Here is a 26,096-nt window from a genome sequence, read left to right on the forward strand (position 1 = left end):
CCCTGAACCCAGCGCGCCTGCCGTCACGTCAAAACCTGCTGTTATCCCATCGCCTCTTTGACGAGCTCGTCGGCGGCTTCGGCCAGGAGCTCGTCTCCAGCTTCGCCATAAACTGACTCGCGGCCGATTTCCAGCATCACGGGGACGGCGAGCGGGGAGACACGGTCGAGTTCCCGGTGTGTGATGCGGCCCTGGATGCGGGTGAGCATGTCGCTGAGGCGGCGCAGATCGAGCAGGCCGGTGGCGGCATCGGCCCGTGCGGCACGCAATAGCACGTGATCGGCCTGGTGCTTGCGCAAGACGTCGTAGACGAGATCGGTCGAGAACAGCACCTGGCGCCGGCTCTTCTCCTCGCCGGTGTGCCGGCGCGCGATCAGGCCGGAGATGATCGCGCAATTGCGGAACGTGCGCTTCATCAGCGCGGATTCGGCAAGCCAGGCTTCGAGATCGTCGCCGAGCATGTCGGGATCGAACAGCGCGTCGAGGTCGATCCTGCCGTCCCGGATCATGAAGGACAGGTCGCCGAGCGCCCAGACCGCGATCGCATATTCGTTGGCGACGAAACCGAGCGGCCGGGCGCGGGCGCGCTCCAGCCGGCGAGTCAACAGCATGCCGAGCGTCTGGTGCGCGAGACGGCCTTCGAAGGGGTAGCAGACGATGTAATGCTTGTTGGCACGGGGAAAACTCTCGACCAGCAGCTCGCGCACTTCAGGCACGCGCGAGACATCCTTCTGCAACGACAGCCAATCGCGCACCTGCTCCGGCAAGGCGCCCCACGCGCGCCCGTCATCGAGCAGGCGGCGGACCCGTTCGGCAAGGTAGGTCGACAGCGGAAACTTGCCGCCCATGTAGGACGGCACTTTCGGGTCCTTGTCGTTGGCGCGCGAGACATAGACCTGGTCCTCAACCAAGGTCTCGTAGCGCACCACCTCGCCCGAGAACACGAAGGTGTCGCCGGGGCTGAGGCCCTCGATGAAGGCTTCCTCGATCTCGCCGAGCAGCCTGCCGCCGCGCGCGATCACGCCCGTCGAGCCGCCTGCCTTGCCTTGGCCGCCGCCGCGCGAGCGCACCAGCCGCACCTTCAGCATGTCGTCCTCGACGATGGTGCCGACATTCATGCGGTAGCTCTGCCGCACCCTGGGATTGGCGACGCGCCAGCGCCCCTCCTTGTCCTGCTTGATGCGGGCGAAGCGCTCGTAGGTCTTCAGCGCGTAGCCGCCGGAGGCGACGAAATCGACCACGTCGTCGAAATCCTGCCGCGTGAGATCGGCATAGGGCGCGGCGGTGCGCACCTCGTCATAGAGCTCGTCGGAGAAAAACGGTTCGCCGCAAGCGCAGCCGAGCACGTGCTGCGCCAGCACGTCGAGTGCACCGATGCGTAGTGGCGGCGTGTCCTGCGCATTCTCCGCGATGGCGTCGATCGCGACGCGGCACTCCAGCACCTCGAAGCGGTTCGCGGGCACCAGCACCGCGCGCGAGGCTTCATCAAGGCGGTGGTTGGCGCGGCCGATGCGCTGCATCAGGCGCGAGGAGCCCTTGGGCGCGCCGATATTGACGACGAGATCGACGTCGCCCCAGTCGACGCCGAGGTCGAGCGAGGAGGTACAGACCACGCCACGCAGTTTGCCCGCCGACATCGCGTCCTCGACCTTGCGGCGCTGGGCGACGTCGAGCGAGCCGTGATGCAGCGCGATGGCAAGGTTGTCGTCGTTCATGCTCCAGAGGTTCTGGAACAGCATCTCGGCCTGGCTGCGGGTGTTGACGAAAACAAGCGTGGTCTTGTTGGCCTTGATCAGCTCGTAGATCTCGGGAAGCGCATGGCGCGCGCTGTGGCCGGCCCAGGGCAGGCGCTCGCGCGTGTCCATCATCTCGACCAGCGGCGGCGCCGCGCCGCCGGCAATGACGATGTCGGCCGCCGCTTCCTTGCCGCCGGGCTGCGGCACCAGGAAGCGCGCCAGCGATTCCGGCTCGGCCACGGTTGCCGACAGGCCGATGGCGCGCATCTGCGGCGCCAATCGCCACAGCCGCGCGAGCCCAAGGGAGAGAAGATCGCCGCGCTTGGACGTCACCAGCGCATGCAGCTCGTCGAGCACGATGCGCTTCAGTGACGAGAACAGGAACGGCGCGTCGTCGGAGGACAGCAGCAGCGCGAGCTGTTCGGGCGTCGTCAGCAGGATATCAGGCGGATAGCGCCGCTGCCGCTGCCGCCGCGATGTTGGCGTGTCGCCGGTGCGGGTCTCGATCTTGATCGGCAGCGCCATCTCGGCGACGGGACGCTCGAGGTTGCGCGCGATATCGACGGCGAGCGCCTTGAGCGGCGAGATGTAGAGGGTGTGCAGGCCGCCGCTGCGTTGCAGGCTGCGGCCGGTGGAGACCACCGATGTCGCCGAAGCTTTGGGCGCAGAGCTCAGTTCCACCAACGTCGGCAAAAATCCCGCCAGCGTCTTGCCGGCGCCGGTGGGCGCGATCAGCAGTGCGGACCGGTCCTCGCGCGCCTTCTCCAGCAGCGCCAATTGATGCGCGCGCGGCGACCAGCCGCGGGCCGCGAACCACGCCTTGAAGCGGTCGGGCAACAGCGCGGCAGGCTTGGCCGGGATTTTGCGGATGCGGGGCGGCACGGCATCACAGGTAAGCCGTGGGTGTGGGTTCGTCGAGGGGGTGGCGCGAACGACGAGCGAGATACCGCCGTTCCCTCTCCCCTTGTGGGAGAGTGGATCGCCGCGAAGCGGCGAGACGGCTGAGGGGTATCTCTCCGCGAGAGAGCATCGTTCGAGTACGCGGAGAAAGACCCCTCATCCGGCGCTATAGCCGAAGCTACGCTTCGGCGTTCTTAAGAACGGCGGCCGGAGGCCGCCTACGCCACCTTCTCCCACAAGGGGAGAAGGAAGAAAGCGCCCCCTACTCCGACATCGGCTTGTCGGAGATGTCCCAGTCCTTGCCGGTAAAGGTGGAGATGAAGAGCGTCTTCATCGGCGTGTAATCGTCAGGCGTGTAGTCGTAGGTGACGCCGTCGAGGAAATAAGGTGAGTGGAAGCCTTTGAGGTTGGAGGCCTGCTTCAGCACGTTGGCGCGGGTGAGCTCGTCGCCGCAGCGGCGCAGGATCTCGCCCATGGTGACGGCCTGGCCGTAGCCGGCGAAGGCGATGGTGTTGTCCTGATCGATCGCCGGCGTGTACTTCTTGCGCAGCTCCTCGAACGCCATCACGTCGGGGTCCTTCTCCCATTTGGGCAGGCCGACTTCCTTGTTGTAGCGGATGGCGACGATGCCGGCGACGTTCTCGAGGCCCGCGGCATTGAGGATCGAGCGGCCGGTCGAGCCGGCCGACAACAGCTGCAGCGGCTTCCAGCCGAGCTCGGCCACCTTCCGGATCGACTGCGACGACGCCTTGCCGGTGGAGATGTTGTAGAAGACGTCCGCACCCGATTTCGAGAGGTTGATGAGCTGGGAATCGACGGTCGGATCGGTCAGATCGTAGGTCTGCTCCATGATCACCTTGGCGGTGCCGCCGGAATCTTCCAAAACCTTCTTGAAGGGGCCGAGGAAATCGCGGCCGAAATCGTCATTCTGGTAGAGGATGCCGACCTTCGCGTTCGGCTTCACGCTGACGACGTGCCGCGCCAGGATGCGCGCTTCGGTCGGATAGAGCGGCAGGCCTGCCATGGTCCATTTGAACTCTTTCGGGTTATTCCACTTCGACGCGCCGGTGTTCAGCAGCAGCTGCGGCACGCCCTTGGAGTTGAGGTATTTGTGCACAGCAGTCTGTGGCGCGGTGCCGAGCGAGCCGTAGAGCGCGAGCACCTCCTCCTGCTCGACCAGGCGCCGCGTCGCCTCGACGCATTTCGGCGCGCTGTAGGCATCATCCATGGTGAGGAATTTGACCTTGCGTCCGTTGATGCCGCCCTTCTCGTTCAGCATCTGGAAATAGGCTTCGCCGATCCGCCCGAGCACGCCGTAGAGCGAGCCGGGGCCGGAATGCGGCACGGTCTGCCCGATCTTGATCTCGGTGTCGCTGGCCCCCGCATCGTATTTCTTCTCGGCAGCCCAGACGGAGGGCGCGGGCAAGGTGGATGCCGCGATGGTGGCGAGCGCGGCGGCGCTGAAATCGCGCCGCGATGGATTCTTCGTCATTATTCGTTTCTCCCTGGTGCGCGCATTGTGCTGGCATCGCCGCACGGCTCGCAAGTGGGAAGTCACGGCTTTGCGACGCAATGACGCTTAAAGCGCCGCATGTAGCGCCTAGACTCAAGTTTTCTCGGCGACCACGACGAGGCCGCGCACCGGCTCGTTGTTTTCGGTGCGTGGCGAAGCCTGCTCCAAAGTGAGGAGCTTGAAGCCGGCCTGCGCCATCATATCGCGCACATATTCCGCCGAATGGGCATAGCGCAGGCCTTCGCCGAGCACGATGCCGCTGCCGTCATGAGTCTCCAGCGTGAACGCAAGCACGCCGCCGGGCGCGAGCACGCGCCTGGCTTCACCGAGCACCGGGGCGAGATCGGGGAGATAGACGAACGCATCGGCCGCGACGACGAGGTTCGTGCTCGCATCGCTCCTGCTGTGCAGGCCCTCGATCATGTCGGCGACTTCGAGCTCGGCATAGAGGCCGGTGGCGCGCGCCTCCTTGACCATGCCGGGCGACAGATCGATGCCGATGAACTGGTCGACCTGTTTTGCGAAGGCGGCGGCCGCCAGCCCCGTCCCGCAGCCGAGATCGACGGCGCGCTTGAACAGGGCGGGCTTCTTCGCGGCGACGCGGGCAGCCACCACCGCCTTGAAGATCAGCGACGGCGCGCGATAGCCGAGATCGTTGATCAGCACGTGCTCGAAACGCGGCGCGTATTGATCGAACAAGGCCTGCACGTAGGCCTTTGGCATCTCGGACAATTGCGCGTCGCCGAGGCGTATCAGATGCAAATGGGCGCCGTGCTGATCGCTCGGGTCGGACTCGCGCGATTTGCGAAAGGCCGCAATCGCCTTGTCGCGCTCGCCGAGTTGCGCGCGGATTTCGCCCAGCGTGAACCAGGCCGAGGTGAAATTCGGCGCAAGCTCGATGGTCTGCTCCAGCAGATCGGCAGCGGCCGCCAGATCGCCCTTGAGCTGAAGATCGCGCGCGAACTCGAAGCGGCGGTCGGCCATGAGATCGCCGGAGGTCAGGAACAGGCGCAGGGGCATTGTGGGAACCAGGGAACGAAGCGGTGATGACTCGAAGATGCGGGGTCGCAACCTATATAACAGGCATGCGTCCGCAAGACATCCTGCTGCCAGTTACCGCCGGCCTTTGCTGCAAGCCGGGCGGCTTCCATATCGACCCCGTCCGCCCAGCCGAGCGGGCCGTGATCACCCATGGCCATTCCGACCATGCCCGCGCCGGCCACGGCGCGGTGCTGGCGACGCAGGAAACGCTGGACATGATGCGGCTGCGCTATGGCGAGAATTTCGCCGGCTCGACGCAGGCGATCCGCTATGGCGAGGAGATCCGGCTCGGCGACGTCAGCGTGAAGTTTCACCCGGCCGGCCATGTGCTCGGTTCGGCGCAGGTCGCGGTCACCTGCAAGGACACCTGCATCGTCGCCTCCGGCGACTACAAGGATGCACCCGACCCGACCTGCACGCCGTTCGAGCTGGTATCCTGCGACGTCTTCATCACCGAGGCGACGTTCGGTCTGCCGGTGTTTCGCCATGGCGATGCGGCCGATGAGGTCAAGAAGCTGCTGGCTTCGGTGGCGCTGTTTCCGGAGCGCGCGCATCTCGTCGGCGCCTATTCGCTCGGCAAGGCGCAGCGCGTGATCGCGCTGCTGCGCCAAGCCGGCTACGACGCGCCGATCTATCTGCATGGCGCGATGGAGAAGATCACGCATTACTATCAGAGCCGCGGGATCGAGCTCGGCGAGTTGCGGCCGGTGAAGGGGGTGAAGAAGGCGGCGCTCGCCGGCACCATCACGCTGGCGCCGCCCTCTGCGACATCCGATCTCTGGACCCGGCGGTTTCCCGATCCGGTCACGGCATTCGCCTCCGGCTGGATGCGGGTGCGCGCCCGCGCGCGGCAACGCGGCATCGAGCTGCCGCTGGTGATCTCGGATCACGCCGATTGGGACGGCCTTACCGCCACGATCGCGGCGACCGGTGCCGGCGAGATCTGGGTCACCCACGGCCAGGAAGACGCGCTGGTGCATTGGTGCCAAAGCAAGGGCTTGCGGGCGCGGCCGCTCGATCTCGTCGGCTACGGCGACGAGGAGGAGACCGAGACCCCGCTCGCTGACGAGGCCGAAGCATGAACCGCTTCGCCGAACTGCTCGACCGCCTCGCCTACGAGCCCGGCCGCAACAACAAGCTGCGCCTGATCACCAGCTATTTTCGCGAGGTCGCCGATCCCGACCGCGGCTACGCGCTGGCCGCGCTGACCGGTGCGCTCAGCTTCAAGCACGCCAAGCCCGCATTGATCCGCGACCTGATCGCCTCGCGCACCGATCCGGTGCTGTTCGGGCTGAGTTACGATTATGTCGGCGATCTCTCCGAGACGGTGGCGCTGATGTGGCCGAAGGCCATGGGTGTCCACAACAACCCGCCACCCCCAACCCTCACCGAGGTCGTCACCACGCTGCGCACGCTCGGCAAGACCGAGCTGCCAAAACAGATCGAGCGCTGGCTCGACGAGTTGGATGAGACCGGCCGCTGGGCGCTGTTGAAGCTCGTAACCGGCGCGTTGCGCATCGGCATCTCCGCGCGCCTGGCCAAGACTGCGGCCGCGGCACTCGGCGACAAGGACCCGCATGAGGTCGAGCTGATCTGGCCCGGTCTCGCGCCGCCCTATCTCGACCTGTTCGCCTGGCTGGAAGGCCGCGGCGACAAGCCGGTCAATCGCGATCCCGCGCCGTTTCGCCCGGTGATGCTGGCGCATGCGATCGAGGACACGGATTTCGCCGCGCTCGATCCCGCCGACTACATCGCCGAATGGAAATGGGACGGCATCCGCGTGCAGGCGGTCGCCGGCCGCGACGAGCACGGCCAGATCACCGCGCGGCTCTATTCGCGCACCGGCGAGGACATCACCGGAAGCTTTCCGGATCTCGTGCCATCGTTGCGGCTACCCGGCGCCATTGACGGCGAGCTTCTGATTCTGCGCGAAGGGCGCGTGCAGAGTTTCAATGTTCTGCAACAGCGGCTCAACCGCAAGGTCGTGTCTCCGAAGCTGATCAAGGAGTTTCCGATTCATCTGCGCGCCTACGATCTGCTCGGCGACGACGAGAACGATTTGCGCGAGCTACCGTTCGCGGAGCGCCGCGAACGGTTGGAGATTTTCATCGGCAAGCTCGACGATTCCCGCATCGATCTCTCGCCCACAGTGCCCTTCGCAAGCTGGGACGCACTGACCGCCGCACGCGCCGATCCCGCGAGCGCCGGTGCGGGCGAAGACGCGGATGCCGTCGAAGGCGTGATGCTGAAGCGGCGCGATGCACCCTATCTGCCGGGACGGCCGAAGGGACAGTGGTGGAAGTGGAAGCGCGATCCGCACATCATCGACGCCGTGCTGATGTATGCGCAGCGCGGCCACGGCAAGCGCTCGTCCTACTATTCCGACTACACCTTCGGCGTCTGGACCGCAGGCGCGGGCAGTGACGAGCTGGTGCCGGTCGGGAAAGCCTATTTCGGCTTCACCGACGAGGAGCTGCTCCAGATCGACCGCTTCGTGCGTCGCAATACAACCGAAAAATTCGGCCCCGTCCGCCACGTCGTGCACGGGCCGGACAAGGGGCTGGTGCTGGAGGTCGCCTTCGAGGGGCTGCAGCGCTCACCACGGCACAAATCCGGCGTCGCGATGCGCTTTCCCCGCATCAGCCGCTTGCGCTGGGACAAGCCGCCGCGGGAGGCCGACCGGCTGGAAACACTGGAAAAGATGCTGAAAGCGGAGGCGGCGGAGATTGAGGCTTAAGAAGCCCCGGGCGTGTGGTTGCCCGAATTAAAATCCCGTAAGCCGATTGACGCCCCCTCACGGGTTCCCCATGTCCACCGCCTTGCCCTATGATAGGGTCGAATCCCCTGAGGAGTTTGAGATGGCCCACGACGTCAGAGATTTGCCGGCCGGCCGCAGTGATGGCCTGAACCGCTTTCTCGGCGGCTCGCCGCTGGCGGTCGCGTTTCGCCTGGTGCTGCTCTCGATCCTCGTCGGCGTCGTGCTGGCGGCGATCGGCTTCGATCCCTGGAATATTCTCACCAGCATTCGTCTCTTGTTCCAGCGGTTGTGGGATCTCGGCTTCGATACCGTGAACTGGCTGTGGCGCTACTTCCTGCTCGGCGCTGTCATCGTGATCCCGATCTGGCTGCTGATGCGCGTTTTCGGCGCGCCGCGCAGGTAGGCCGTTAGTTTTGAGCATGATCTTGTCGGAAAACCGCTTCACACTTTTCCGGATCATGCTCTAGGGAGCTCGCAGCCGATGCAATTGCGCTTTTTCGGCTGCGGCGACGCCTTCGGATCGGGGGGCAGGCTCAACACCTGCTTCCACGTCTCGGGGCGCGAAGCCAACTTCCTGATCGATTGCGGCGCGTCGGCTTTGCCGGCGCTGAAGCGGCTTGAGATCGACTGCAATGAGATCGATCTCATCCTGATCACGCATTTCCACGGCGACCATTTTGCGGGGCTGCCGTTTGTTCTGCTCGGCGCGCAATTCTCGCGGCGGACGCGGCCGCTCACGATCGCCGGCCCCAAAGGCATCGAGACGCGGCTGCGTGCGGTGATGGAGGCTCTGTTCGAGCACTCCTCGAAGACGAAACAGCGCTTCGAGCTGTCGGTCGTCGAGCTCGCGCCCGAGCAGAGCCAAAGCTTCGGCGCGGTGACGGTGACGCCCTACCCCGTCGTGCACGGTGAATCCGGCGGACCGTTCCTCGCTTATCGCGTCGAAGCGGAAGGCCGCACGCTGGCCTACAGCGCCGATACCGAATGGACGGAGACGCTCATTCCGTTGGCACATGGCGCGGACCTTTTCATCGCCGAGGCCTATATGTACGAGAAGGTGGTCAAGAATCACCTCAGCCTGAAGACCTTGGAACAGCACCTTCCCGAAATCGGCGCAAAACGGCTCGTGCTCACCCATATGAGCGAAGACGTGCTGTCGCGCCTCGACGACATCGCCCATCTCGCCGCCGAAGACGGCATGGTGCTCGTGTTCTGACATGCACGCACCCGTTCACGTGAAGATCGGTTCCCGTCAGGTCTTCGCCATCGCAGGCCCCGCGATGGTCGCGAACCTCACCACGCCGCTGATCGGCGTGGTCTCGACCACCGCGATCGGACGGCTGGACGATGCCGCGCTGCTCGGCGGCGTCGCCATCGCGTCCGTCATCTTCGATTGCCTGTTCTGGCTATTCGGCTTCCTTCGCATGAGCACGCTCGCCTTCACGGCGCAGGCGCTCGGCGCCGGCGAGACGCGCGAGCTGACCGCGATTCTGGTGCGCGGCTTCATCGTCGCGGGCCTGATCGGCATAGCCCTGATCGCGCTGCAACTGCCGCTGGCCGCCGTGCTGTTCGACCTGATGGGCGGCAGCGAAGGCGTTACGCGCGCGGCGAAAACCTATTTCGTGATCCGGATCTGGTCGGCGCCGCTGGCGCTCGCCAATTATGTCATCCTCGGCTGGCTGGTCGGCCAGGCCCGCGCCAATCCGGCGCTCGCTCTCCAGGTCGTCATCAATCTCGTCAACGCGGCGGCGACGATCCTGCTGGTGCTGGTCTACGACACCGGCATCGCGGGTGCTGCGATCGCCGCACTGCTATCTGAAGCGGCCGGATTCGGGCTCGGCATGATGGTCTGCCGCCGCTATGCGGACGGCGGGTTCGCGGTGCCATACGCAGAGCTGTTCGACCGGACCAAGCTGATGCGGCTGCTGGCGGTGAATTCCGACATCCTGATCCGCACCGCGGCACTGATCGCCGTGTTTCTGTTTTTCACAGCCAAGGGCGCACGGGCTGGCGACGTCACGCTGGCCGCCAATTCCGTGCTCAACAATTTTCTGCTGGTTAGCGCCTTCTTCCTCGACGGTCTAGCGAACGCAGCCCAGCAGCTTTGCGGCCGTACGCTCGGCGCACGCGACGCGAGGGGATTTGCGGATTCGACCCGGCTGGTGCTGCTATGGGGGCTCGGCTTCGCGCTGGTCGTGTCCGCGCTGTTCGCGCTGCTCGGGCCGAATTTGATCGATGTCATGACGGCGAGCGAAAGCGTCCGTCGCGGCGCGCGGGAATTCCTGCCGTTCGTCGTGCTCGCGCCCATTCCCGGCGTGTACGCCTTCGGCTTCGACGGCATCTATATCGGCGCGACCTGGGCGCGCGAGATGCGCAATCTGATGCTGGCCTCGCTCGCGATCTTCCTCGCCACATGGTGGGCGCTGCAATCGTTCGGCAATGCCGGGCTGTGGAGCGCGCTGATCGCCTCCTACGTCTCGCGCGGCGGCTTGCAGGCCGCGCGCTATCCGGCGCTGTACAGGAAGACGTTTTCGAAACAGTCGCTGTAACGCGTAGCCCGGATGGAGCGAAAGCGTAGTCCGGGGCCTTCGCGTCCGCGGATCGAATCCCGGATTGCGCTTCGCTCCATCCGGGCTACGCCGCGAAGAGCTACATCCCCGGCCAGGCTTCCGCCGTCAACGTGGCGGCGTCGGAGCCGACGATCTCGGAGAGAGAATCCCGCCCGGTGCGCAATAGGGTTGAGGTGAGGTCGCGCTTGATCTCGTCAACGAGGCCGAGGCCCTTGTAGACCAGCGACGAATAGAGCTGGATCAGGCTCGCGCCGGCGCGGATTTTCGTCAGCGCGGCGCCGCCCGAATCCACGCCGCCGACGCCGATCAGGGGGAATGCGCCCTCGACGCGCACATAGGTCTCGGCGACCATCCGCGTCGACAGCCGGAACAGCGGCCGGCCTGACAGGCCGCCCTGCTCCTTGGCGCGCATCTCCTCGCGCAGCGTGCTCGGCCGCGCGATGGTGGTGTTCGACACGATCATGCCGTCGACCCGGCGCGAGCGCGCGACCTGCACGACGTCGTCGAGCTGGGCGAGGCTCAGATCCGGCGCGATCTTGAGCAGCACCGGCGTGTCGCCGGCGCTCTCGCGCACCCGCTGGCGCGCGTCGATCACCCTGGCGAGGAGATCGTCGAGCAGCGCGCCTTCCTGCAGATTGCGCAGGCCCGGCGTGTTCGGCGAGGAGACGTTGACGGTGAAATAGCTCGCGACCGGCGCAAAGGTCTCGATCAGCTTGACGTAGTCATTGACGCGATCGGGCGAATCCTTGTTGGCGCCGACATTGACGCCGACGATGCCGCCGTGCTGCGCGCGCGCCGCGAGCCGGCGCAGGGCGGTCTCCGCGCCGTCATTGTTGAAGCCCATGCGGTTGATCACGGCCTCGTCGCGCTCCAGGCGAAACAGCCGCGGCCGCGGATTGCCGCTTTGCGGTTTCGGCGTCACCGAGCCGATCTCGACGAAGCCGAAGCCGAGCCGCAGCAGCGCATCCGGCACTTCGGCGCTCTTGTCGAAGCCCGCGGCCATGCCGATCGGATTGGGGAAGTTGAGCCCGAAGGCACGCACCGCGAGCTTGGGATCGTCAGCCTGCGGCTTGCCCGGCGGCAGGAAGCGCAGGCCCTGGATCGCGAGGCGATGCGCATCCTCCGGATCGAGCCAACGCAACACCGGCAGCGAGAGAGCGTCGAAAGCGCGGATCACGGGGCAAGCTCCGGAACGTCGTGGCCGCCGTCGGAGCGCGTGTTGAGGTTCATCACGGCCATCACAGCGCCGAGATCGAGCTCGCCGTAGAGATGCGGAAACAGCTCCTCATTGCGCGAACGCTCCCAGCGCAATGCGCTGCCGAGCGCATCGCCGTCGACCTCGACCAGGAACAGCGCGCGCTGCCCGACATAATGCTTGTGCAGGGTCTCGGGAACCTGGGCGGCGGTCGAGAAATGGATGAATCCGTCGCGCGAATCGTCCGCGCTGCCGCGGTAGACACCCTGCCGTTCCGCCTCACGCCAGGCCGAGGCCGGACAGATTTTGTAGATCTTGACCACCGCTTACGCAGTCCTGTTTGCTCGTTGAGTCTTTTGGGGTTTTTGGGTCGTGCGGGTCCCTGAAACCCGGGCGCGACCGTAATGGCCGCCCCCTCCGAACTCAAGACTTAGAGCCATTCCGGTCCGATGAAATCGAAGCGGGGCTCCAAATTCCTGTTTTGACGCGTTTCCCGGCGCGAACCGGTATCCACTTGGCTCGACAACACGCTCACCGCGCCCCTTGCACGAAAAGCGGAAAACCGATTGATTTGAGGATAGTTTTCCTGAGTTGCGACGGGCTGGACCTTCCATGGTCAGACAGGCCAAAGCTCAGAGGATGCTCTCTCACGACCAGATCTGGGGCGCGCTGGATCGGCTGGCGGAGCGTGCCGGCCTGTCACCGTCGGGCCTTGCCAAGCGCGCCGGGCTCGATCCCACCACCTTCAACAAGTCCAAGCGCGTCACCTCCGACGGCCGCGAGCGCTGGCCCTCGACCGAATCGATCGCGAAAGCGCTGGCGGCGGCAGATTCCTCGATCGACACCTTTGCCAGGCTGGTCGGCGACGAGACGGGCGGCGGCCGCTCGGTGCCGCTGCTCGGCTTCGCGCTGGCGAGCGCGAGCGGCGCCTTCGACGAGTCCGGCTTTCCCATCGGCAAGAGCTGGACCGAGTTTGCGCTTCCCACCGCCGAAGACAGCCACAGCTTCGCGCTGCAGATTTCCGGCGAAGCGCTACAGCCCGCCTATCGCGACGGCGACGTCATCCTGGTCTCACCCGGCACACCGGTCCGCAAAGGCGATCGCGTGGTGGTGAAGACCAAAGCGGGCGAGGTCACGGTGGCAACGCTGAAGCGCCGCACAGCAAAGGTTCTGGATTTGCAGCCGCTCGATCCGCCACAGCCCGAGCGGACGATGGCAGCGAGCGAGGTTGCGTGGATCGCAAGGATCGTGTGGGCGAGCCAGTGAGGGGTGCTCCGCTGTCATTCCCCGCGAAAGCGGGGAATCCAGTACGCCGCGGCGTCTCGGTTCAGCACGGCGGTCTCTGGAATACTGGATCGTCCGCCTTCGCGGACGATGACGGTGAGTGCTGGATTCACGCACTCCGCGCCAGCGCGCCGTCGATCATGTTCACCGCGTTCTGCACGCCATACACCGCGACAAAGGAGCCGAAGCGCGGGCCCTTTTCCTGGCCGAGCAGCACCTGGTAGAGCATGTTGAACCAGTCGAGTGTCACGCCGGGACGGCCGTCCTTGCCCTTCTTGACCTGGTCGAGGAACGGCTCGCGGCGGCCGATCTCGTAGACGACGTTCTGGATGTCCTCGGCCGAGGCGTCCTGCGGAAGCTGCGATAATGCATCCCGCAAATCCTGCAGCGCCGCGCGCTCGGTCTCGGTCGGTTCGCGGAACGTCTTTGTCGGCGCGACGAAGTCGCGATAATAGTTGATGGCATAGCCGACCATCGCATCGAGCTTGGGATGCGTCTGCGGGCTCACGCCGGGCCGATAGCGGCCAATGAAACCCCACAGCGTCTCGGCATTCTCCGCGTTCGACGACGACACCAGCGTCAGCAAGAGCTGGAACGTGACGGGCATATCGAACTTCGGCGGATGGCCGCTGTGGACATGCCAGACCGGATTGCCGAGCTGCTGCTTGGCGTCCTGCTTGGCAAAGCCGTCGATGAACTGCTGGTAGTCGTCGACGTTGCGCGGGATGACGTCGAAATACAGCCGCTTGGCCGCCTTCGGCTCGCGATACATGAACAGCGACAGCGATTCCGGCGAGGCGTAGCGCAGCCATTCGTCGATGGTGAGGCCGTTGCCCTTCGACTTCGAAATCTTCTGGCCCTTGTCGTCGAGGAAGAGCTCGTAGTTGAAGCCCTCCGGCGGCGTGGCGCCGAGTGCCCTCGCGATCGCGCCGGACAGCTTGACCGAGTCGATCAAATCCTTGCCGGCCATCTCGTAATCGACGCCGAGCGCGACCCAGCGCATCGCCCAGTCGGCCTTCCATTGGCACTTGACGTTGCCGCCGGTGACCGGCGTCTCGACTTCCTGGTTGGTATCGGGATCGAGATAGGTCACCGTGCCGGCCGCAACGTCGCGGCGGATCATCGGCACCTGCAGCACGACACCCGTGGTCTTGCTGATGGGGAGGAACGGCGAATAGGTCGCGCGGCGGTCGGGTCCGAGCGTCGGCAGGATGATCGCCATCACCTTGTCGTAGGCAGCTAACATCTTGAGCAGCGTCGCGTCGAAACGTCCGGACGTATAATAGTCGGTCGAGCTCGCGAATTCGTAGTCGAAGCCGAAATGATCGAGGAAGGCGCGCAGCCGCGCATTGTTGTGGTGCCCGAACGACGGATATTCGTTGGAGAACGGATCCGGCACGCGGGTCAGCGGCTTGCCGAGATGCGCGGCCAGCATCTCCTTGTTGGGGACGTTGTCGGGCACTTTCCGAAACCCGTCCATGTCGTCGGAGAACGCGAGCAGGCGGGTCTTGATCTTGTTCTCGGTCAGCACATGAAAGGCGTGCCGCACCATCGAGGTGCGCGCGACCTCGCCGAAGGTGCCGATATGCGGCAGGCCTGACGGCCCGTAGCCGGTCTCGAACAGCACCTCGTCCTTCGGGCTTTTCTTCAGCCGCGCGACAATGGCCTTCGCCTGCTCGAACGGCCAGGCGTTGGATTGTTCGGCGAGCGCACGCAGATCGCTCGGGTTCGCGGCAAGATCGATAACGGACATCTAAGGGGCCTCCGGGCCGCGGAAAATAGCGATTTCCAGGCAGAATGCAATTTTGCGGAGTACTGCCACCGCGCCGTCATTGCGAGCGAAGCGAAGCAATCCAGACTGCCACTGCGGAAACAGCCTGGATTGCTTCGTCGCAAGGGCTCCTCGCAATGACGGCAGAGCAGGCAGCGAAACTAGAACGGGCTCACCGAGAAATACCGCAGCCACAGATCTGTGTAGCGGCCCTTTTCCCAGACGCGGAACATCGCCCAGTTCAGGGCCTGGCGCAGCACGTCGTTGCCCTTGCGCACGGCGATGCCGATGCCTTCGCCGAAGAAACGACTCTCGACGAAGGGACCGCCGGAGAAGGCGCAGCAATCGCCGGAATCGGTGCCGTTGATCCAGAACGCGAGCGCGATGGCGTCGCCGAAGATGAAATCGACCTCGCCCTTGCGCAAGGCGCCGCGCATGGCATCGTCGTTGGGATAGGGGTGCAGCTCGGCGTCGGTGAACATCGCCTTGAGATAGGCTTCATGCGCGGAGCCGGCGATGACGCCGACCTTCTTGCCCTCGAGATATTCGGGACGGATCTCCGGCATCACCGCGTCCTTGCGCGAGGCGAAGCGCGCCGGCACGCGGTAATAGGGGTCGGTGAAGTCGACCCGGGCGCGGAGCTGCGGGCTTACCGCCATCGAGGCGATGATGGCGTCGCCCCGGTTGGAGGCGAGCGCGTCGACCAGCGTCTCGAAGCGGCGCATCTGCACCGTGCAGGTGACCTTGATCTCCTCGCACAGCGCGCGGGCGAAGTCGACGTTGAAGCCGGCCGGATTGCCGTCGGCGCCGGTATAGTTGAACGGCGGATAATCAGTTTCGGTCAGGAAGCGGATCACGGTCAGGCGCGACAAATCCGGCCGCTCCGGCCGCCGCCGCGGGTCCCAGAAGCCCGGCACGGCCTGCGGGGCGGCTTGCGGCGCGACCTGGGGTGAGGCTTGCGGAGCCGTTGGGGGCTGCTTGGCCGGGGCCTGCGCCTGCGCGCGCGGCGCAGCAGCGAGCAGGCAGACGCCGACGACCAGCCCGGTCAGCAAGCCACGGGCGGATTTGGACGATTTCGCCTGTTGCGATGGGGCCATCGGCTGAAAATGAACGATTTTCGTTGGGATCGGAGGGCCTTATAGCCCATCCGGCCGGGAACGCGAGCGCGGATTGCGGCCAATAGGGAAGCCTACAGATACCGCTTCAAGTCCACCGCGGCCTCTTCAGGCGTGCGCTTCAGGTTGAATGGCGAGACGAAGCGGCCGTCGCGGTCCATCAGATAGATCAGCGCGGTGTGGTCCATGGTGTAGTCACCGTCCTTGGTCGGGACCTTCTTGGCGTAGACCCGGTAGGAGGTGATCACCTTGGCGGTCTCGGCAGGATCGCCGCTCAGGCCCTCGAGGTGCGGGTCGAAGCTCGACAGATAATCCTTCATCGCCGCCGGCGTATCGCGCTCGGGATCGACCGAAATGAAGACGGCATTGACCTTGTCGGCGTCCTTGCCCAACGCGCGCAGCACTTCCGAGATCTCGAACAGCGAGGTCGGGCAGACGTCGGGGCAATGGGTGTAGCCGAAGAAGATCAGGGTCGGCTTGCCCTTGAGGTTCTTGTCGGTGACGGCCTTGCCGTTCTGGTCAGTGAGCTGGAACGGGCCGCCGATCGCGGCCGGCTGCGCCACCTTGCTGACCCCGCCCATGGCCCAGAATACGATCAGCAGCCCGAGGATGAGGCTTGCGGCGAAGGCGGTCGCGATCACCAGCGGACGGGCGGCGGAGCTCATGGGCGGAAAACTTCCTGTCGCGGGTCAGAAGCAGGCGGCGAAACCGGTCCTGATCATTTCGAAGAACACCTGGCTGCCGTAGTGGAACCAGAGCGCGAGCACGCCGAGCACGACCAGGCCGCCGACGCCAGCACCCGCCAACAGCAGCACGAACGGCATCCGGCCGGCAGTGGGCGAATTGTCCGATACAGGATGTGCGGGGTGCAGTGGTTGAGCCATGACAACGATCGGGGTGAAGGCCGGAATTCCCTGCCTTTCAAATAGGCGTTGGGACGGGACCGGGCAAGCGCAGCCGGCGGGCCGGAGATCAATTGGGGCGGAGGATCTCCATCATGCCCGGGCTTGTCCCGCCTGCGCGGCCGGAGCCGCTCCGGCGAGGCGAAGGCCCGGGCATCCACGGACTTTCCAGCCGGGCCAAAAACGTGGATGGCCGGGACATAGGCGAGCGAAAGCGACGCCGTCCTTCGGACGGCTACGCCCGGCCATGACGATCAATTAGTGAAAGGCGAATGACTGCCGCGCCCTACCGCGGCGACGGCTTGTTGGCGGAGGCCTGTGCGTCGAGGTAGCAGGGCTTGTACATGGCCTGGAGCTGCCTGCCCTTCAGGAAGAGCATATGCGGGGTGAGGCCGCCGCGCTGATTGATCCAGCGTTTCACCTGCGAAGGATACATCGCATAGAGCATCTGGGTCGCTTCGGTATTGGTGACGGCGCGGCCGTTGCTGCCGAAATCCCACGCGGCGTGGAAGCCCAGTGTCGCGTGCGACGTCACGCAGATGCGGTCAGGCGAGATGGCGCCGAGGACGATGGTGCAGGCGGAGGCGCAGAGACCGTCGATGATGACGGTGTCGCCCGACTGTCGCAGGTCCTGGTATTTGTCGACGTAGGTTCCGATCCGGCCACCGCGGTCATCCGCGATCCGAACCACCGCGTGAGAAGCGCCCATGCTCGCGATCAGGAGAACCGCCGCAAGCAACCCCGTCAGAAACTTCATTGGCCCCCGCCCCAGTCGAATTCGAATCTGTGTGTCAGGTGGTGATGCCCTGCTAGGGTCCGTCGTAACCGCGGTTTTGTCTAGGCATGCCGGCTCGCTCAAAACAAATTCAAATCCAGTGTTGCGCCGGCGCTGCACTCAGCCGGTCTTTTTCCCGAAGTGGAACAAGTTAACGATGTCTTACGCGGCACACTCTTGATCTCAGTTGCAACCGCCGGCTTCAATCCGGGCAACTACAGGGGGGAACCTGTGAAGGGGAGACACATGAAGGGGGAAACATATGGCCGAACAGATGGCTGAAGAGACTGACGTCATCGTTGTCGGCGCAGGACTGTCGGGCCTCGTGGCCGCAACCGAGATCGCGGACGCCGGCAAGCGCGTGATCGTGGTCGACCAGGAGGGCGAGCAGTCGCTGGGCGGCCAGGCGTTCTGGTCGTTCGGCGGATTGTTCCTGGTCGATTCGCCGGAGCAGCGCCGGCTCGGCATCAAGGACTCCTTCGACCTCGCGATGCAGGACTGGCTCGGCACCGCCGGCTTCGACCGTGACGAGGATTTCTGGCCGCAGCAATGGGCCGAGGCCTATGTGGCGTTCGCGGCCGGCGAGAAGCGTGCGTGGCTGCGCGCGATGGGCCATCGCATTTTCCCCGTGGTCGGATGGGCCGAGCGCGGCGGCTATGACGCCATGGGCCACGGCAATTCGGTGCCGCGCTTTCATGTCGCCTGGGGCACCGGGCCCGGCATCGTCGAGCCGTTCGAGCGCCGCGCGCGCGAGGCCGTCAGAACCGGCCGGCTGAGCTTTCGGTTCCGCCATCGCGTCGATGCGCTCTCGATCACCAACGGCACGGTGGATGGCGTCAGCGGCGCCATTCTCGCCCCGGATAATGTCGAGCGCGGCAAGAGCTCATCGCGCAACGTCGTCGGCGAGTTTGCGTTGAAGGCCCAAGCCGTGATCGTGGCGTCCGGCGGCATCGGCGGCAATCACGAGCTGGTGCGGCAGAACTGGCCGAAGCGGCTCGGTGCGCCGCCGAGATTCATGATCTCCGGCGTGCCCGAGCATGTCGACGGCCGCATGATCGGCATCACCGAGAAATCAGGCGCGCGCCTGATCAACCGCGACCGCATGTGGCATTATGTCGAAGGCATCCAGAACTGGTCACCGATCTGGCCGCGCCACGGCATCCGTATCCTGCCCGGCCCCTCCTCGATGTGGTTCGACGCCACCGGCACGCGCTTGCCGGCGCCGTTGTTTCCCGGCTCCGACACGCTCGGCCAGCTCCAATACATCATGTCCACCGGCTACGATTATTCCTGGTTCATCCTGACCCAGAGCATCATCAAGAAGGAGTTTGCGCTGTCGGGCTCGGAGCAGAACCCCGACCTCACCGGCAAGAGCTGGCGCATGACCATCAAGCGCGCCACCAACAAGGGCGCGCCGGCGCCGGTGGAAGCGTTCAAAAGCCATGGTGTCGACTTCATCGTGCGCGACAAGATCGAGGACCTCGTTGCGGCCATGAACAAGCTGGCCGGCAGCGACCTCCTCAAGCTCGAGCACATCAAGATGCAGATCGAGGCGCGCGACCGTGAGATCGCCAATCCTTACGTCAAGGATGCGCAGGTGATGAACATCCACAATGCGCGGCGCTATATCGGCGACAGGCTGATCCGCACCGCCTCCCCGCACCGCATCCTCGATCCCGCTCAAGGGCCACTGATCGCGGTCAAGCTCAACATCCTCACGCGCAAGACGCTGGGCGGTTTCGAGACCGACCTCTCTTCGCGCGTGTTCGGCGAGGAGGGCAGCGTCATCCCCGGTCTCTATGCAGCGGGCGAAGCCGCCGGCTTCGGCGGCGGCGGCGTGCACGGCTATCGCTCGCTGGAAGGCACGTTCCTCGGCGGCTGCCTGTTCTCGGGCCGCAATGCGGGCCGCGCCGCGGCGAAGGCCGTGGGCTAGATGATGCGGCGGCGAACGCGCATCGCGGCGTTTGTCGCGGCATTGGCCGCCACTTCGGCTGCGTCCGCCGACACGATCGACATCGACGGCGTGAAGCGGTCCTACACTGTGCAACTGCCAACGAAGCGGCTCGTGCCGCTCGTCGTCGTGCTGCATGGCAAGACCCAGCGCGGCGCCGACATGATGACACGGACGGCGTGGCCGCAGGTCGCAAAGCGCGAAGGGTTTGCCGTGGTCTTTCCTGATGGCCTCAACCACGCATGGGCCGATGCGAGGACCAAGGCGGGACCGGCGCTCCGTGGCCCGCCCGCGGGCACCGACGACGTCGCCTTCATCGCAAAGCTCGTCGAGAAGCTGGTGGCGAGCGGCACCGCCGATCCTCGCCGCGTCTATGTCACCGGCATCTCCAATGGCGGCGCCATGGCCATGACGCTGGTCTGTGCCCGCGCCGATCTGTTTGCTGCCGGCGCGAGCGTGAGCATGAACCTCACCGATGAGGCCGCGGTCACGTGCCATCCGTCGCGGCCGCTGCCGATGCTGCTGATGAACGGCACCGCCGATCCGCTGGTCCCCTACGAAGGCGGCCGCGGATCGAGCTATTATGCCGCAGACGGGTTCTGGTCCACCGACGAGACGCTTGCGTTCTGGCGCAAGCTCAACGGCTGCGAGACCGACAATGCCGACGCGACCGATTTGCCCGACAGGGCGCCCGCAGATCAGTCCACGGTGACACGGATCTCGTCGCGCTGTCCTGGAGGGCACGACGTCGTGCTTTATCGCATCAATCAAGGCGGTCACCGCATGCCCGGATTTTCTCCGGATGCCCGCTTCCCGAAGGTCGCCGCCAGCTTGCTCGGATCGCAGAACGGCGACATCGACGCCGCCGAGACGATCTGGACGTTCTTCGGCCAGTTTCCTTGAAGTGCAGCGCATGCATAGCCGGCGACGCATGCGTGCCCGGCAATGCATGCGTGCCTGGGGTGGCACGAGGCAGGCCGCTGCGCTAGACAGAGCCGCCATTCAAAGGAGACTCCCAATGAGCATTCAGCGTCTTGAAACCGGCCCGCGCATGAGCCAGGTCGTCGTGCACGGCAACACCGTCTATCTCGCCGGTGTCGTCGCCAACAACGCCGCCGGCGAAAGCGTGACGAAGCAGACCCAGGACATCCTGGCGACCATCGACAGCCATCTCGCCAAAGCGGGCACCGACAAGTCGAAGCTGCTCTCGGCAACGATCTACATCACCGACATGAAGACGTTTGGCGAGATGAACGCGGTGTGGGACGCCTGGGTCTCGCCCGGCAACACGCCCGCACGCGCCACCGTCGAAGCCAAGCTCGCGGCAGCCCAATACACCGTCGAAATCATGGTCACCGCGGCGAAGTAAGTTCGAGACGACATTTGCGCGCGCTTGTCGACGCATGATCCGATCGGGAAACCGCCTTCCCGGATCATGCGCATGACCTCCGAGGTAATCGATCAGCGCGCGCAAACCTTCGATAGTCAGGTCAGCCGAACGACACGGCGCCATCGAAGGAGACGACAATGACCGACCCCATCACCATCGCCCGCCGCTACATCGATCTCTGGAACGAACGTGCAGCCGGCCGCCGGCGCGAACTGCTGAGCCAGAACTGGACGGCGGATGCGAGCTATGTCGATCCCCTGATGAAGGGGGATGGCCATGACGGCGTCGATGCGCTGATCGCAGGCGTGCAGCAGCGCTTTCCCGATTTCAAGTTCAAGCTGATCGGCGAGCCCAACGGCTACGGCGACCATGTCCGCTTCAGTTGGGGCCTTGGTCCCGAGGGCATCGACAGCCCGATCAAGGGCACGGATTTCGCCGTGCTGAAGGACGGCCGCATCAGGAGCATCACGGGATTTCTGGACCAGGTGCCCGCAGGCGCGTGAGCACGCGCTGATCGTTGCCAGGCCCTCTCCCTAGTAAAGGGAGAGGGCGCACTTTCGCTCGTCGCACAGGCGCTAGTTATTCGCGCTCGCGGAATCGTCCATTGCCTTGAAGGCTTCCTCCAGCTGCAGCGAGATCGGCACGTTCAGCCGTTCGCCGGTCGGAAGCCTTGCGGTGAACCATTTGTTGTAGAGCGGAACGAGGTCGTGGTTGGAGCCGAGCTTGCGGAAGGTGCGGTCGACCACGGCCGTCAGTTGCGGCTCGCCCTTGCGGAACATGATGCCGTAGGGGTCGTAGGACAGGTAATCGCCGGTGACGCGGAACTTGTCCTGTGCCTTGTGGCGCACGATCAGGCTGGACAGCAGGATGTCGTCGGTCGCAAACGCATCGGCTTTGCCGTCGACGAGCATCTGGTATGACTGTTCGTGATCAGCACCGACAACGATGGTCAGTCCCAACGAGGACTTCTTGTCGGCCGCCTGGATCGCCTGCTCGTTGGTGGTGCCCTTCGTCACCACGATAGTTTTGCCCTTCAGATCAGCCAGCAACTGGACGCTGGACGCCTTCGGCACCATCAGTTTGGTGCCGGCGACGAACATCAGCGGCGAGAAGGCGACGCGCTTGCCGCGCTCGGCATTGGCCGTGGTCGAGCCGCATTCCAGGTCGATCTTGTTCTGGAGCACGGCGTCGATGCGGTCATCCGAGGTGACCTTGACGTAGGCGATCTTGAGATTGGGATCGTCGACCTCGACGCCGATCTCCTCGACGATGGCCTCGCAAAGCTCGAGGCTGTAGCCGATCGGCCGGTTGGCCTGATCGAGGAAGGAGAACGGCGGCGAGCTCTCGCGATAGCCGAGCCGCACTGTGTGCGCCGTCTTGATCGCTGACAGCGTCGGGCTAAGCCCTTCGCTGCCACCGGTCTGGGCGGAGGCACCCGTGGCCAGCTGGCACGCTGCCAGCAACAAGCCGCCCGATATCGCCATTGAAAGGCGCATGATGCACTCCGATCAATGGCCGGCCATCGCAGGCACTTCGCCGGGGATCATGTCCCCCGGCACGGCATCGCCCGGCTCAAGCTCGTGCTCGGGCCCGAGCTCGCCTTCCCACTTGGCCACCACCGAGGTCGCGAGCGTGTTGCCGATCACGTTGGTGGCGCTGCGGCCCATGTCGAGGAAGGTGTCGATACCCATGATCATCAACAGCCCCGCCTCGGGGATGCCGAACTGCGACAGCGTCGAGGCGATCACCACGAGGGAGGCGCGCGGCACGCCGGCGACGCCCTTCGAGGTGATCATCAGGGTCGCCAGCATCGCGAGCTGAGTGCCGAGCGGCATGTCGATGTGGTAGCTCTGCGCGATGAAGACGCTCGCGAAGGTGCAGTACATCATGGTGCCGTCGAGATTGAAGGAATAGCCGAGCGGCAGCACGAAGCTCGATATCCGCGACGAGGCGCCGAACTTGTTCAGCCCCTCCAGGGTTTTCGGATAGGCCGCTTCGGAGCTCGCGGTGGAGAACGCGATCATCAGCGGCTCGCGGATCAGCTTCAGCAGATGGGCGTAGCGCGGCCCGATCACGATGAAGCCCACGACCACCAGGATGCCCCACAGCAGCGCGAGCGAGAGATAGAAGCCACCCATGAAGACGATGAGCTTCCAGAGCACCAGCAGGCCGTTCTTGGCAACCGTCGCGGTGATGGCGGCCCAGACCGCGAACGGCGCGAACAGCATCACATAGCCCGTCACCTTGAGCATGATGTGGCCGATATCGTCGATCAGCGCCAGGATCGGCTTGGAGCGCTCGGGCATCGAACCCATCGCCACCGAGAAGAACACGGCGAAGATCACGATCTGCAGGATCTCGTTCTGCGCCATCGCGTCCGCGATCGAGGTCGGGATCAGATGGGTCAGGAATTTTTCGATCGAGAAGGCGGAAACCGGCAGGCCGGTCGACTGCGCCTTGTCAGGCAGCGTACCCGGGAAATTCGCGCCGGGCTGGAGCAGATTGACCATCACGAGGCCGAGCATCAGCGAGACGAAAGAGGCGCTGACGAACCAGCCCATGGTCTTGGCGAAGATGCGGCCGAGCTTGGAGCCCGAACCCATATGAGCAATGCCGCCGACCAGGGTCGCAAACACCAGCGGCGCGATGATCATCTTGATCAGGCGCAGGAAAATCACGGCGATCAGGTTGATGGACGAGGCCCAATCGCCCCGCGTATCGGGCAGGAAATTGTAGATCGCCGCGCCCATGATGATGCCGAGCACCATCGCCACCAGAATGAATTGCGTAAACCTGTTCGACATTGAACACCCCCGCTACACCGACCGCTTCATGATGTCGCAGATATGACGGCTGCGCAACACGCTTGGCGTGCGATCGTCGGGGCGGATGTTCCCGTTGCGAAACTGGCGCCCGCGATCTAGCCTTCATGCAGCGCACAACGAAAGCGGCTTGCACGTTTTTCTTGCGGCAGCTGCATCAATAATCGTCAAACGATCGAGGGGAAACATCATGAGCGGCAGCGTCAATCGTCAGATTCTTTTGGTGGAAAAGCCCAGCGGCAAGCTCGGTCCCGAGCACTTCAAGCTGGTCGAAGGTGCGGTGCCCGAGCCGAAGGACGGCGAGGCCTTGCTGCGCGTGCGTTACATCTCGCTCGACGCCGCCAACCGCGCCTGGATGCACGGCGCGACCTACCGTTCAGCAGTCGAAGCCAACAGCGTGATGGCCGGCGGCGCCATCGCCGAGGTCGTCAGCTCGAAGGCGCCGGGGCTTGCGCCGGGCGACATCGTGTTCGGCGACACCGGCTGGCAGGAGTTGGCGGCAGTGCCCGCCAAGCACCTCACCAAGATGCCGAAGCTCGAGCCGATGACGCATCTGCTCAGCGTGTTCGGCATCGCCGGCCTCACGGCCTATTTCGGCCTGCTGGAGATCGGCAAGCCCAAAGAGGGCGAGACGGTCGTGGTCTCCGCGGCCGCAGGCTCGGTCGGCTCGATCGTCGGGCAGATCGCGAAGATCAAGGGATGCCGCGTGGTCGGCATCGCCGGCGGCGCCGACAAGTGCAACTGGCTGACCTCCGAGCTCGGCTTCGATGCCGCCGTGGACTACAAGGACGGCGCGGTGTTCAAGGCGTTGCGCGCGGCGGCTCAGAAGGGCATCGACGTCTATTTCGACAATGTCGGCGGCGACATTCTCGAGGCCTGTCTGCCGCAGATGAACAATTACGGCCGCATCGCCTGCTGCGGCGCGATCTCGCAATATGACGGCGCGCCCTCGGCACACGGCCCGCGCGGCGTGCCCGGCCTGATCGTGGTGAAACGGCTCGTCATGCAAGGCTTCATCGTGATGGACTACATGAAGGAAAGCCAGCGCGCGCTCGCCGACCTCCAGGCTTGGGTCACATCCGGCAAGCTGAAGGTGCAGGAGGACATCATCGACGGCCTCGAGAACACGCCGAAGGCACTGATCGGATTGCTGGCGGGCGACAACCGCGGCAAGCGGATGGTCAAGCTCTGACGACGTAGTTACGTCGCAATTGCAAAGCCAATATCTACTTGCGGTAGAGGTCGCGGCGGCCAATGATGCCGCGCGCGGCATCACCCGCGACGATTGTTTGCATCACATTTGAAAAATTGTCGGCGTTATCGACAGGGCGGGAATTCACTCAGATGTTCAACATGTTGAAACATGCGTCGGCACGCGGGACGTTGCTGGCGGCGGCTCTCTTCGCAACTGCAGCAGGCGCGTTCGCACAGGCACCGACCGAGGCGCAGAAGGGCGCGATCCGCTCCGCATGCCGCTCGGACTTCATGGCGCACTGTTCGAGCGTCACGCCGGGCGGTGTGGAAGCGTATCAATGTCTGCAGAAGAACATGTCGGGCCTGTCCTCCGGATGCCAAACCGCGGTTCGCGCCGTCGAGCCAGCTGCGGCGCCGAAGGCCGAAGCCGCGCCGAAGACCGAAGCTGCACCCAAGGAGGCTGCACCCAAGGCGGAGACCGCGCCTGCCGCGCCGAAGGCTGAATCCGCTCCCGCCGCAAAGCCCGCGGCCGCGCCCAAGGCCGCTGCAGCCGCCCCGGCGACCAAACAGCCGAGCAGCGCGCAGGTCGCTGCCGTCAAGAGCGCGTGCCGCGCCGATTATCCCAAGGTGTGCGCCAGCGTGCCGCCGGGCGGCGCGCCCGCGCTCGAATGCCTGGAGAAGAACAAGGCAAAGGTTTCGCCGGCCTGCGAGAAGGCCGTGACCACCGCGGCCGGCGGCGGTGGCGCGACAGCACCTGCGGGTGCGGCTCCTGCGGCGGCAGCAGCACCGGCGGCCGCGCCGGCCGTGATCGTGCTGCGCCCGCTGCGGCCACGCGAAGAGCTGTTCATCGTCCAGTCCGCATGTCGCGAAGATGTCCGCACGCTGTGCGGCAGCGTGGCGCCAGGTGGAGGTCGGATCATCCAATGCGTTGCCAGCAACGCCGCGTCGTTGTCGCCCGCCTGCAAGGACGTGCTGGCGCCGTTCGCTGCACGCTAGAGAAGCAAGCCATCCGGCGGCCCGCCGCACCACGGCGCTGGTGAACGGCGGCTGGATCAAGCCCTGCGTCTGACCTGCGGATGGCCAAGCCGGCGCGGTTTGTCTATGCTTCGCGCGTCACTGCTTCGGACACGCGCCAAACGCGTGTCCGGGCATGAGCTTCGGCGTGCCGCGCGCTTCGCC

The 26,096-nt window shown here is 65.0% G+C and carries 24 protein-coding genes; 12 read left to right on the plus strand and 12 right to left on the minus strand.

Annotated elements, in window-relative coordinates; genetic code table 11:
• Positions 1-41: 41 nt before the first annotated feature.
• The 3 genes from IVB41_RS15265 to IVB41_RS15275 form a co-directional block, all read right to left on the minus strand.
• A complete protein-coding gene (locus tag IVB41_RS15265) occupies positions 42-2,618 on the minus strand; it encodes a ligase-associated DNA damage response DEXH box helicase (RefSeq protein ID WP_247432352.1) in 2,577 nt (858 codons plus the stop codon).
• Between the two features lie 280 nt (positions 2,619-2,898).
• The gene (locus tag IVB41_RS15270) at positions 2,899-4,128 is read right to left on the minus strand and encodes an ABC transporter substrate-binding protein (protein WP_247432356.1); all 1,230 of its coding nucleotides are present in this window, start codon (positions 4,126-4,128) and stop codon (positions 2,899-2,901) included.
• A gap of 114 nt (positions 4,129-4,242) precedes the next feature.
• Positions 4,243-5,169 (minus strand): methyltransferase domain-containing protein, encoded by a 927-nt coding sequence (locus IVB41_RS15275; protein WP_247432359.1) that lies wholly within the window; start codon positions 5,167-5,169, stop codon positions 4,243-4,245.
• A gap of 65 nt (positions 5,170-5,234) precedes the next feature.
• Here IVB41_RS15275 and IVB41_RS15280 point away from each other — a divergent pair, with 65 nt between their 5' ends.
• The 5 genes from IVB41_RS15280 (at position 5,235) to IVB41_RS15300 (ending at position 10,497) form a co-directional block, all read left to right on the plus strand.
• Positions 5,235-6,272 (plus strand): ligase-associated DNA damage response exonuclease, encoded by a 1,038-nt coding sequence (locus IVB41_RS15280; protein WP_247432879.1) that lies wholly within the window; start codon positions 5,235-5,237, stop codon positions 6,270-6,272.
• Positions 6,269-7,927: a cisplatin damage response ATP-dependent DNA ligase gene (locus tag IVB41_RS15285; protein WP_247432362.1), complete on the plus strand. Its 1,659-nt coding sequence runs from the start codon at positions 6,269-6,271 to the stop codon at positions 7,925-7,927. Before IVB41_RS15280 ends, IVB41_RS15285 begins: the two co-directional genes overlap by 4 nt.
• A gap of 121 nt (positions 7,928-8,048) precedes the next feature.
• Positions 8,049-8,351 (plus strand): DUF6460 domain-containing protein, encoded by a 303-nt coding sequence (locus IVB41_RS15290; RefSeq protein WP_247432366.1) that lies wholly within the window; start codon positions 8,049-8,051, stop codon positions 8,349-8,351.
• Between the two features lie 78 nt (positions 8,352-8,429).
• A complete protein-coding gene (locus IVB41_RS15295) occupies positions 8,430-9,164 on the plus strand; it encodes an MBL fold metallo-hydrolase (protein ID WP_247432370.1) in 735 nt (244 codons plus the stop codon).
• A gap of 1 nt (position 9,165) precedes the next feature.
• Positions 9,166-10,497 (plus strand): MATE family efflux transporter, encoded by a 1,332-nt coding sequence (locus tag IVB41_RS15300; protein ID WP_027570007.1) that lies wholly within the window; start codon positions 9,166-9,168, stop codon positions 10,495-10,497.
• A gap of 100 nt (positions 10,498-10,597) precedes the next feature.
• Here the strand turns inward: IVB41_RS15300 and IVB41_RS15305 are convergent, their stop codons facing one another.
• The gene (locus tag IVB41_RS15305; RefSeq protein ID WP_247432374.1) at positions 10,598-11,695 is read right to left on the minus strand and encodes a quinone-dependent dihydroorotate dehydrogenase; all 1,098 of its coding nucleotides are present in this window, start codon (positions 11,693-11,695) and stop codon (positions 10,598-10,600) included.
• On the minus strand, positions 11,692-12,036 hold the full coding sequence (locus tag IVB41_RS15310; protein ID WP_027570005.1) for a DUF952 domain-containing protein: 345 nt from the start codon (positions 12,034-12,036) through the stop codon (positions 11,692-11,694). The genes IVB41_RS15305 and IVB41_RS15310 overlap by 4 nt, the downstream gene beginning before the upstream one ends.
• A gap of 289 nt (positions 12,037-12,325) precedes the next feature.
• On the opposite strand from IVB41_RS15310, the gene IVB41_RS15315 reads away from it, so the two are divergent.
• Entirely contained in the window at positions 12,326-12,979 is a 654-nt protein-coding gene (locus IVB41_RS15315; protein WP_247283119.1) for a helix-turn-helix transcriptional regulator, read from the plus strand.
• A 127-nt stretch (positions 12,980-13,106) separates the two neighbouring features.
• On the opposite strand, the gene IVB41_RS15320 is transcribed toward IVB41_RS15315, so the two are convergent.
• From IVB41_RS15320 to IVB41_RS15340, 5 genes are all read right to left on the minus strand, one after another.
• Complete coding sequence (locus tag IVB41_RS15320; protein ID WP_027570003.1) at positions 13,107-14,750, minus strand: lysine--tRNA ligase; 1,644 nt, start codon at positions 14,748-14,750, stop codon at positions 13,107-13,109.
• A 179-nt stretch (positions 14,751-14,929) separates the two neighbouring features.
• Entirely contained in the window at positions 14,930-15,865 is a 936-nt protein-coding gene (locus IVB41_RS15325; protein WP_027570002.1) for a transporter substrate-binding domain-containing protein, read from the minus strand.
• 92 nt (positions 15,866-15,957) lie between these two features.
• A complete protein-coding gene (locus tag IVB41_RS15330; RefSeq protein ID WP_247283115.1) occupies positions 15,958-16,548 on the minus strand; it encodes an SCO family protein in 591 nt (196 codons plus the stop codon).
• A gap of 24 nt (positions 16,549-16,572) precedes the next feature.
• Positions 16,573-16,767, minus strand: coding sequence for a hypothetical protein (locus IVB41_RS15335; RefSeq protein WP_027570000.1), 195 nt, complete (start codon positions 16,765-16,767; stop codon positions 16,573-16,575).
• A gap of 304 nt (positions 16,768-17,071) precedes the next feature.
• Positions 17,072-17,542 (minus strand): hypothetical protein, encoded by a 471-nt coding sequence (locus IVB41_RS15340; protein ID WP_247432378.1) that lies wholly within the window; start codon positions 17,540-17,542, stop codon positions 17,072-17,074.
• Between the two features lie 292 nt (positions 17,543-17,834).
• Here IVB41_RS15340 and IVB41_RS15345 point away from each other — a divergent pair, with 292 nt between their 5' ends.
• From IVB41_RS15345 to IVB41_RS15360, 4 genes are all read left to right on the plus strand, one after another.
• The gene (locus tag IVB41_RS15345; RefSeq protein ID WP_247432882.1) at positions 17,835-19,493 is read left to right on the plus strand and encodes an FAD-binding dehydrogenase; all 1,659 of its coding nucleotides are present in this window, start codon (positions 17,835-17,837) and stop codon (positions 19,491-19,493) included.
• Entirely contained in the window at positions 19,494-20,414 is a 921-nt protein-coding gene (locus IVB41_RS15350) for a PHB depolymerase family esterase (protein ID WP_247283113.1), read from the plus strand. It abuts the gene before it with no gap.
• Positions 20,415-20,529: 115 nt separating this feature from the next.
• Positions 20,530-20,880, plus strand: a complete 351-nt coding sequence (locus IVB41_RS15355) for a RidA family protein (RefSeq protein ID WP_007599359.1) — start codon at positions 20,530-20,532, stop codon at positions 20,878-20,880.
• A 158-nt stretch (positions 20,881-21,038) separates the two neighbouring features.
• Positions 21,039-21,404: a nuclear transport factor 2 family protein gene (locus tag IVB41_RS15360; RefSeq protein WP_063994233.1), complete on the plus strand. Its 366-nt coding sequence runs from the start codon at positions 21,039-21,041 to the stop codon at positions 21,402-21,404.
• Between the two features lie 72 nt (positions 21,405-21,476).
• On the opposite strand, the gene IVB41_RS15365 is transcribed toward IVB41_RS15360, so the two are convergent.
• Entirely contained in the window at positions 21,477-22,397 is a 921-nt protein-coding gene (locus tag IVB41_RS15365; protein WP_247432381.1) for an amino acid ABC transporter substrate-binding protein, read from the minus strand.
• Positions 22,398-22,409: 12 nt separating this feature from the next.
• Positions 22,410-23,705, minus strand: a complete 1,296-nt coding sequence (locus IVB41_RS15370) for a dicarboxylate/amino acid:cation symporter (protein WP_027569994.1) — start codon at positions 23,703-23,705, stop codon at positions 22,410-22,412.
• A gap of 208 nt (positions 23,706-23,913) precedes the next feature.
• Here IVB41_RS15370 and IVB41_RS15375 point away from each other — a divergent pair, with 208 nt between their 5' ends.
• Positions 23,914-24,915 (plus strand): NADP-dependent oxidoreductase, encoded by a 1,002-nt coding sequence (locus IVB41_RS15375; RefSeq protein WP_247432384.1) that lies wholly within the window; start codon positions 23,914-23,916, stop codon positions 24,913-24,915.
• Between the two features lie 152 nt (positions 24,916-25,067).
• Positions 25,068-25,913 (plus strand): cysteine rich repeat-containing protein, encoded by an 846-nt coding sequence (locus IVB41_RS15380; protein ID WP_247432387.1) that lies wholly within the window; start codon positions 25,068-25,070, stop codon positions 25,911-25,913.
• Positions 25,914-26,096 lie beyond the last annotated feature (183 nt).

Origin of the sequence: Bradyrhizobium sp. 44 (genome assembly GCF_023073095.1) — a bacterium.
GTDB lineage: Bacteria > Pseudomonadota > Alphaproteobacteria > Rhizobiales > Xanthobacteraceae > Bradyrhizobium.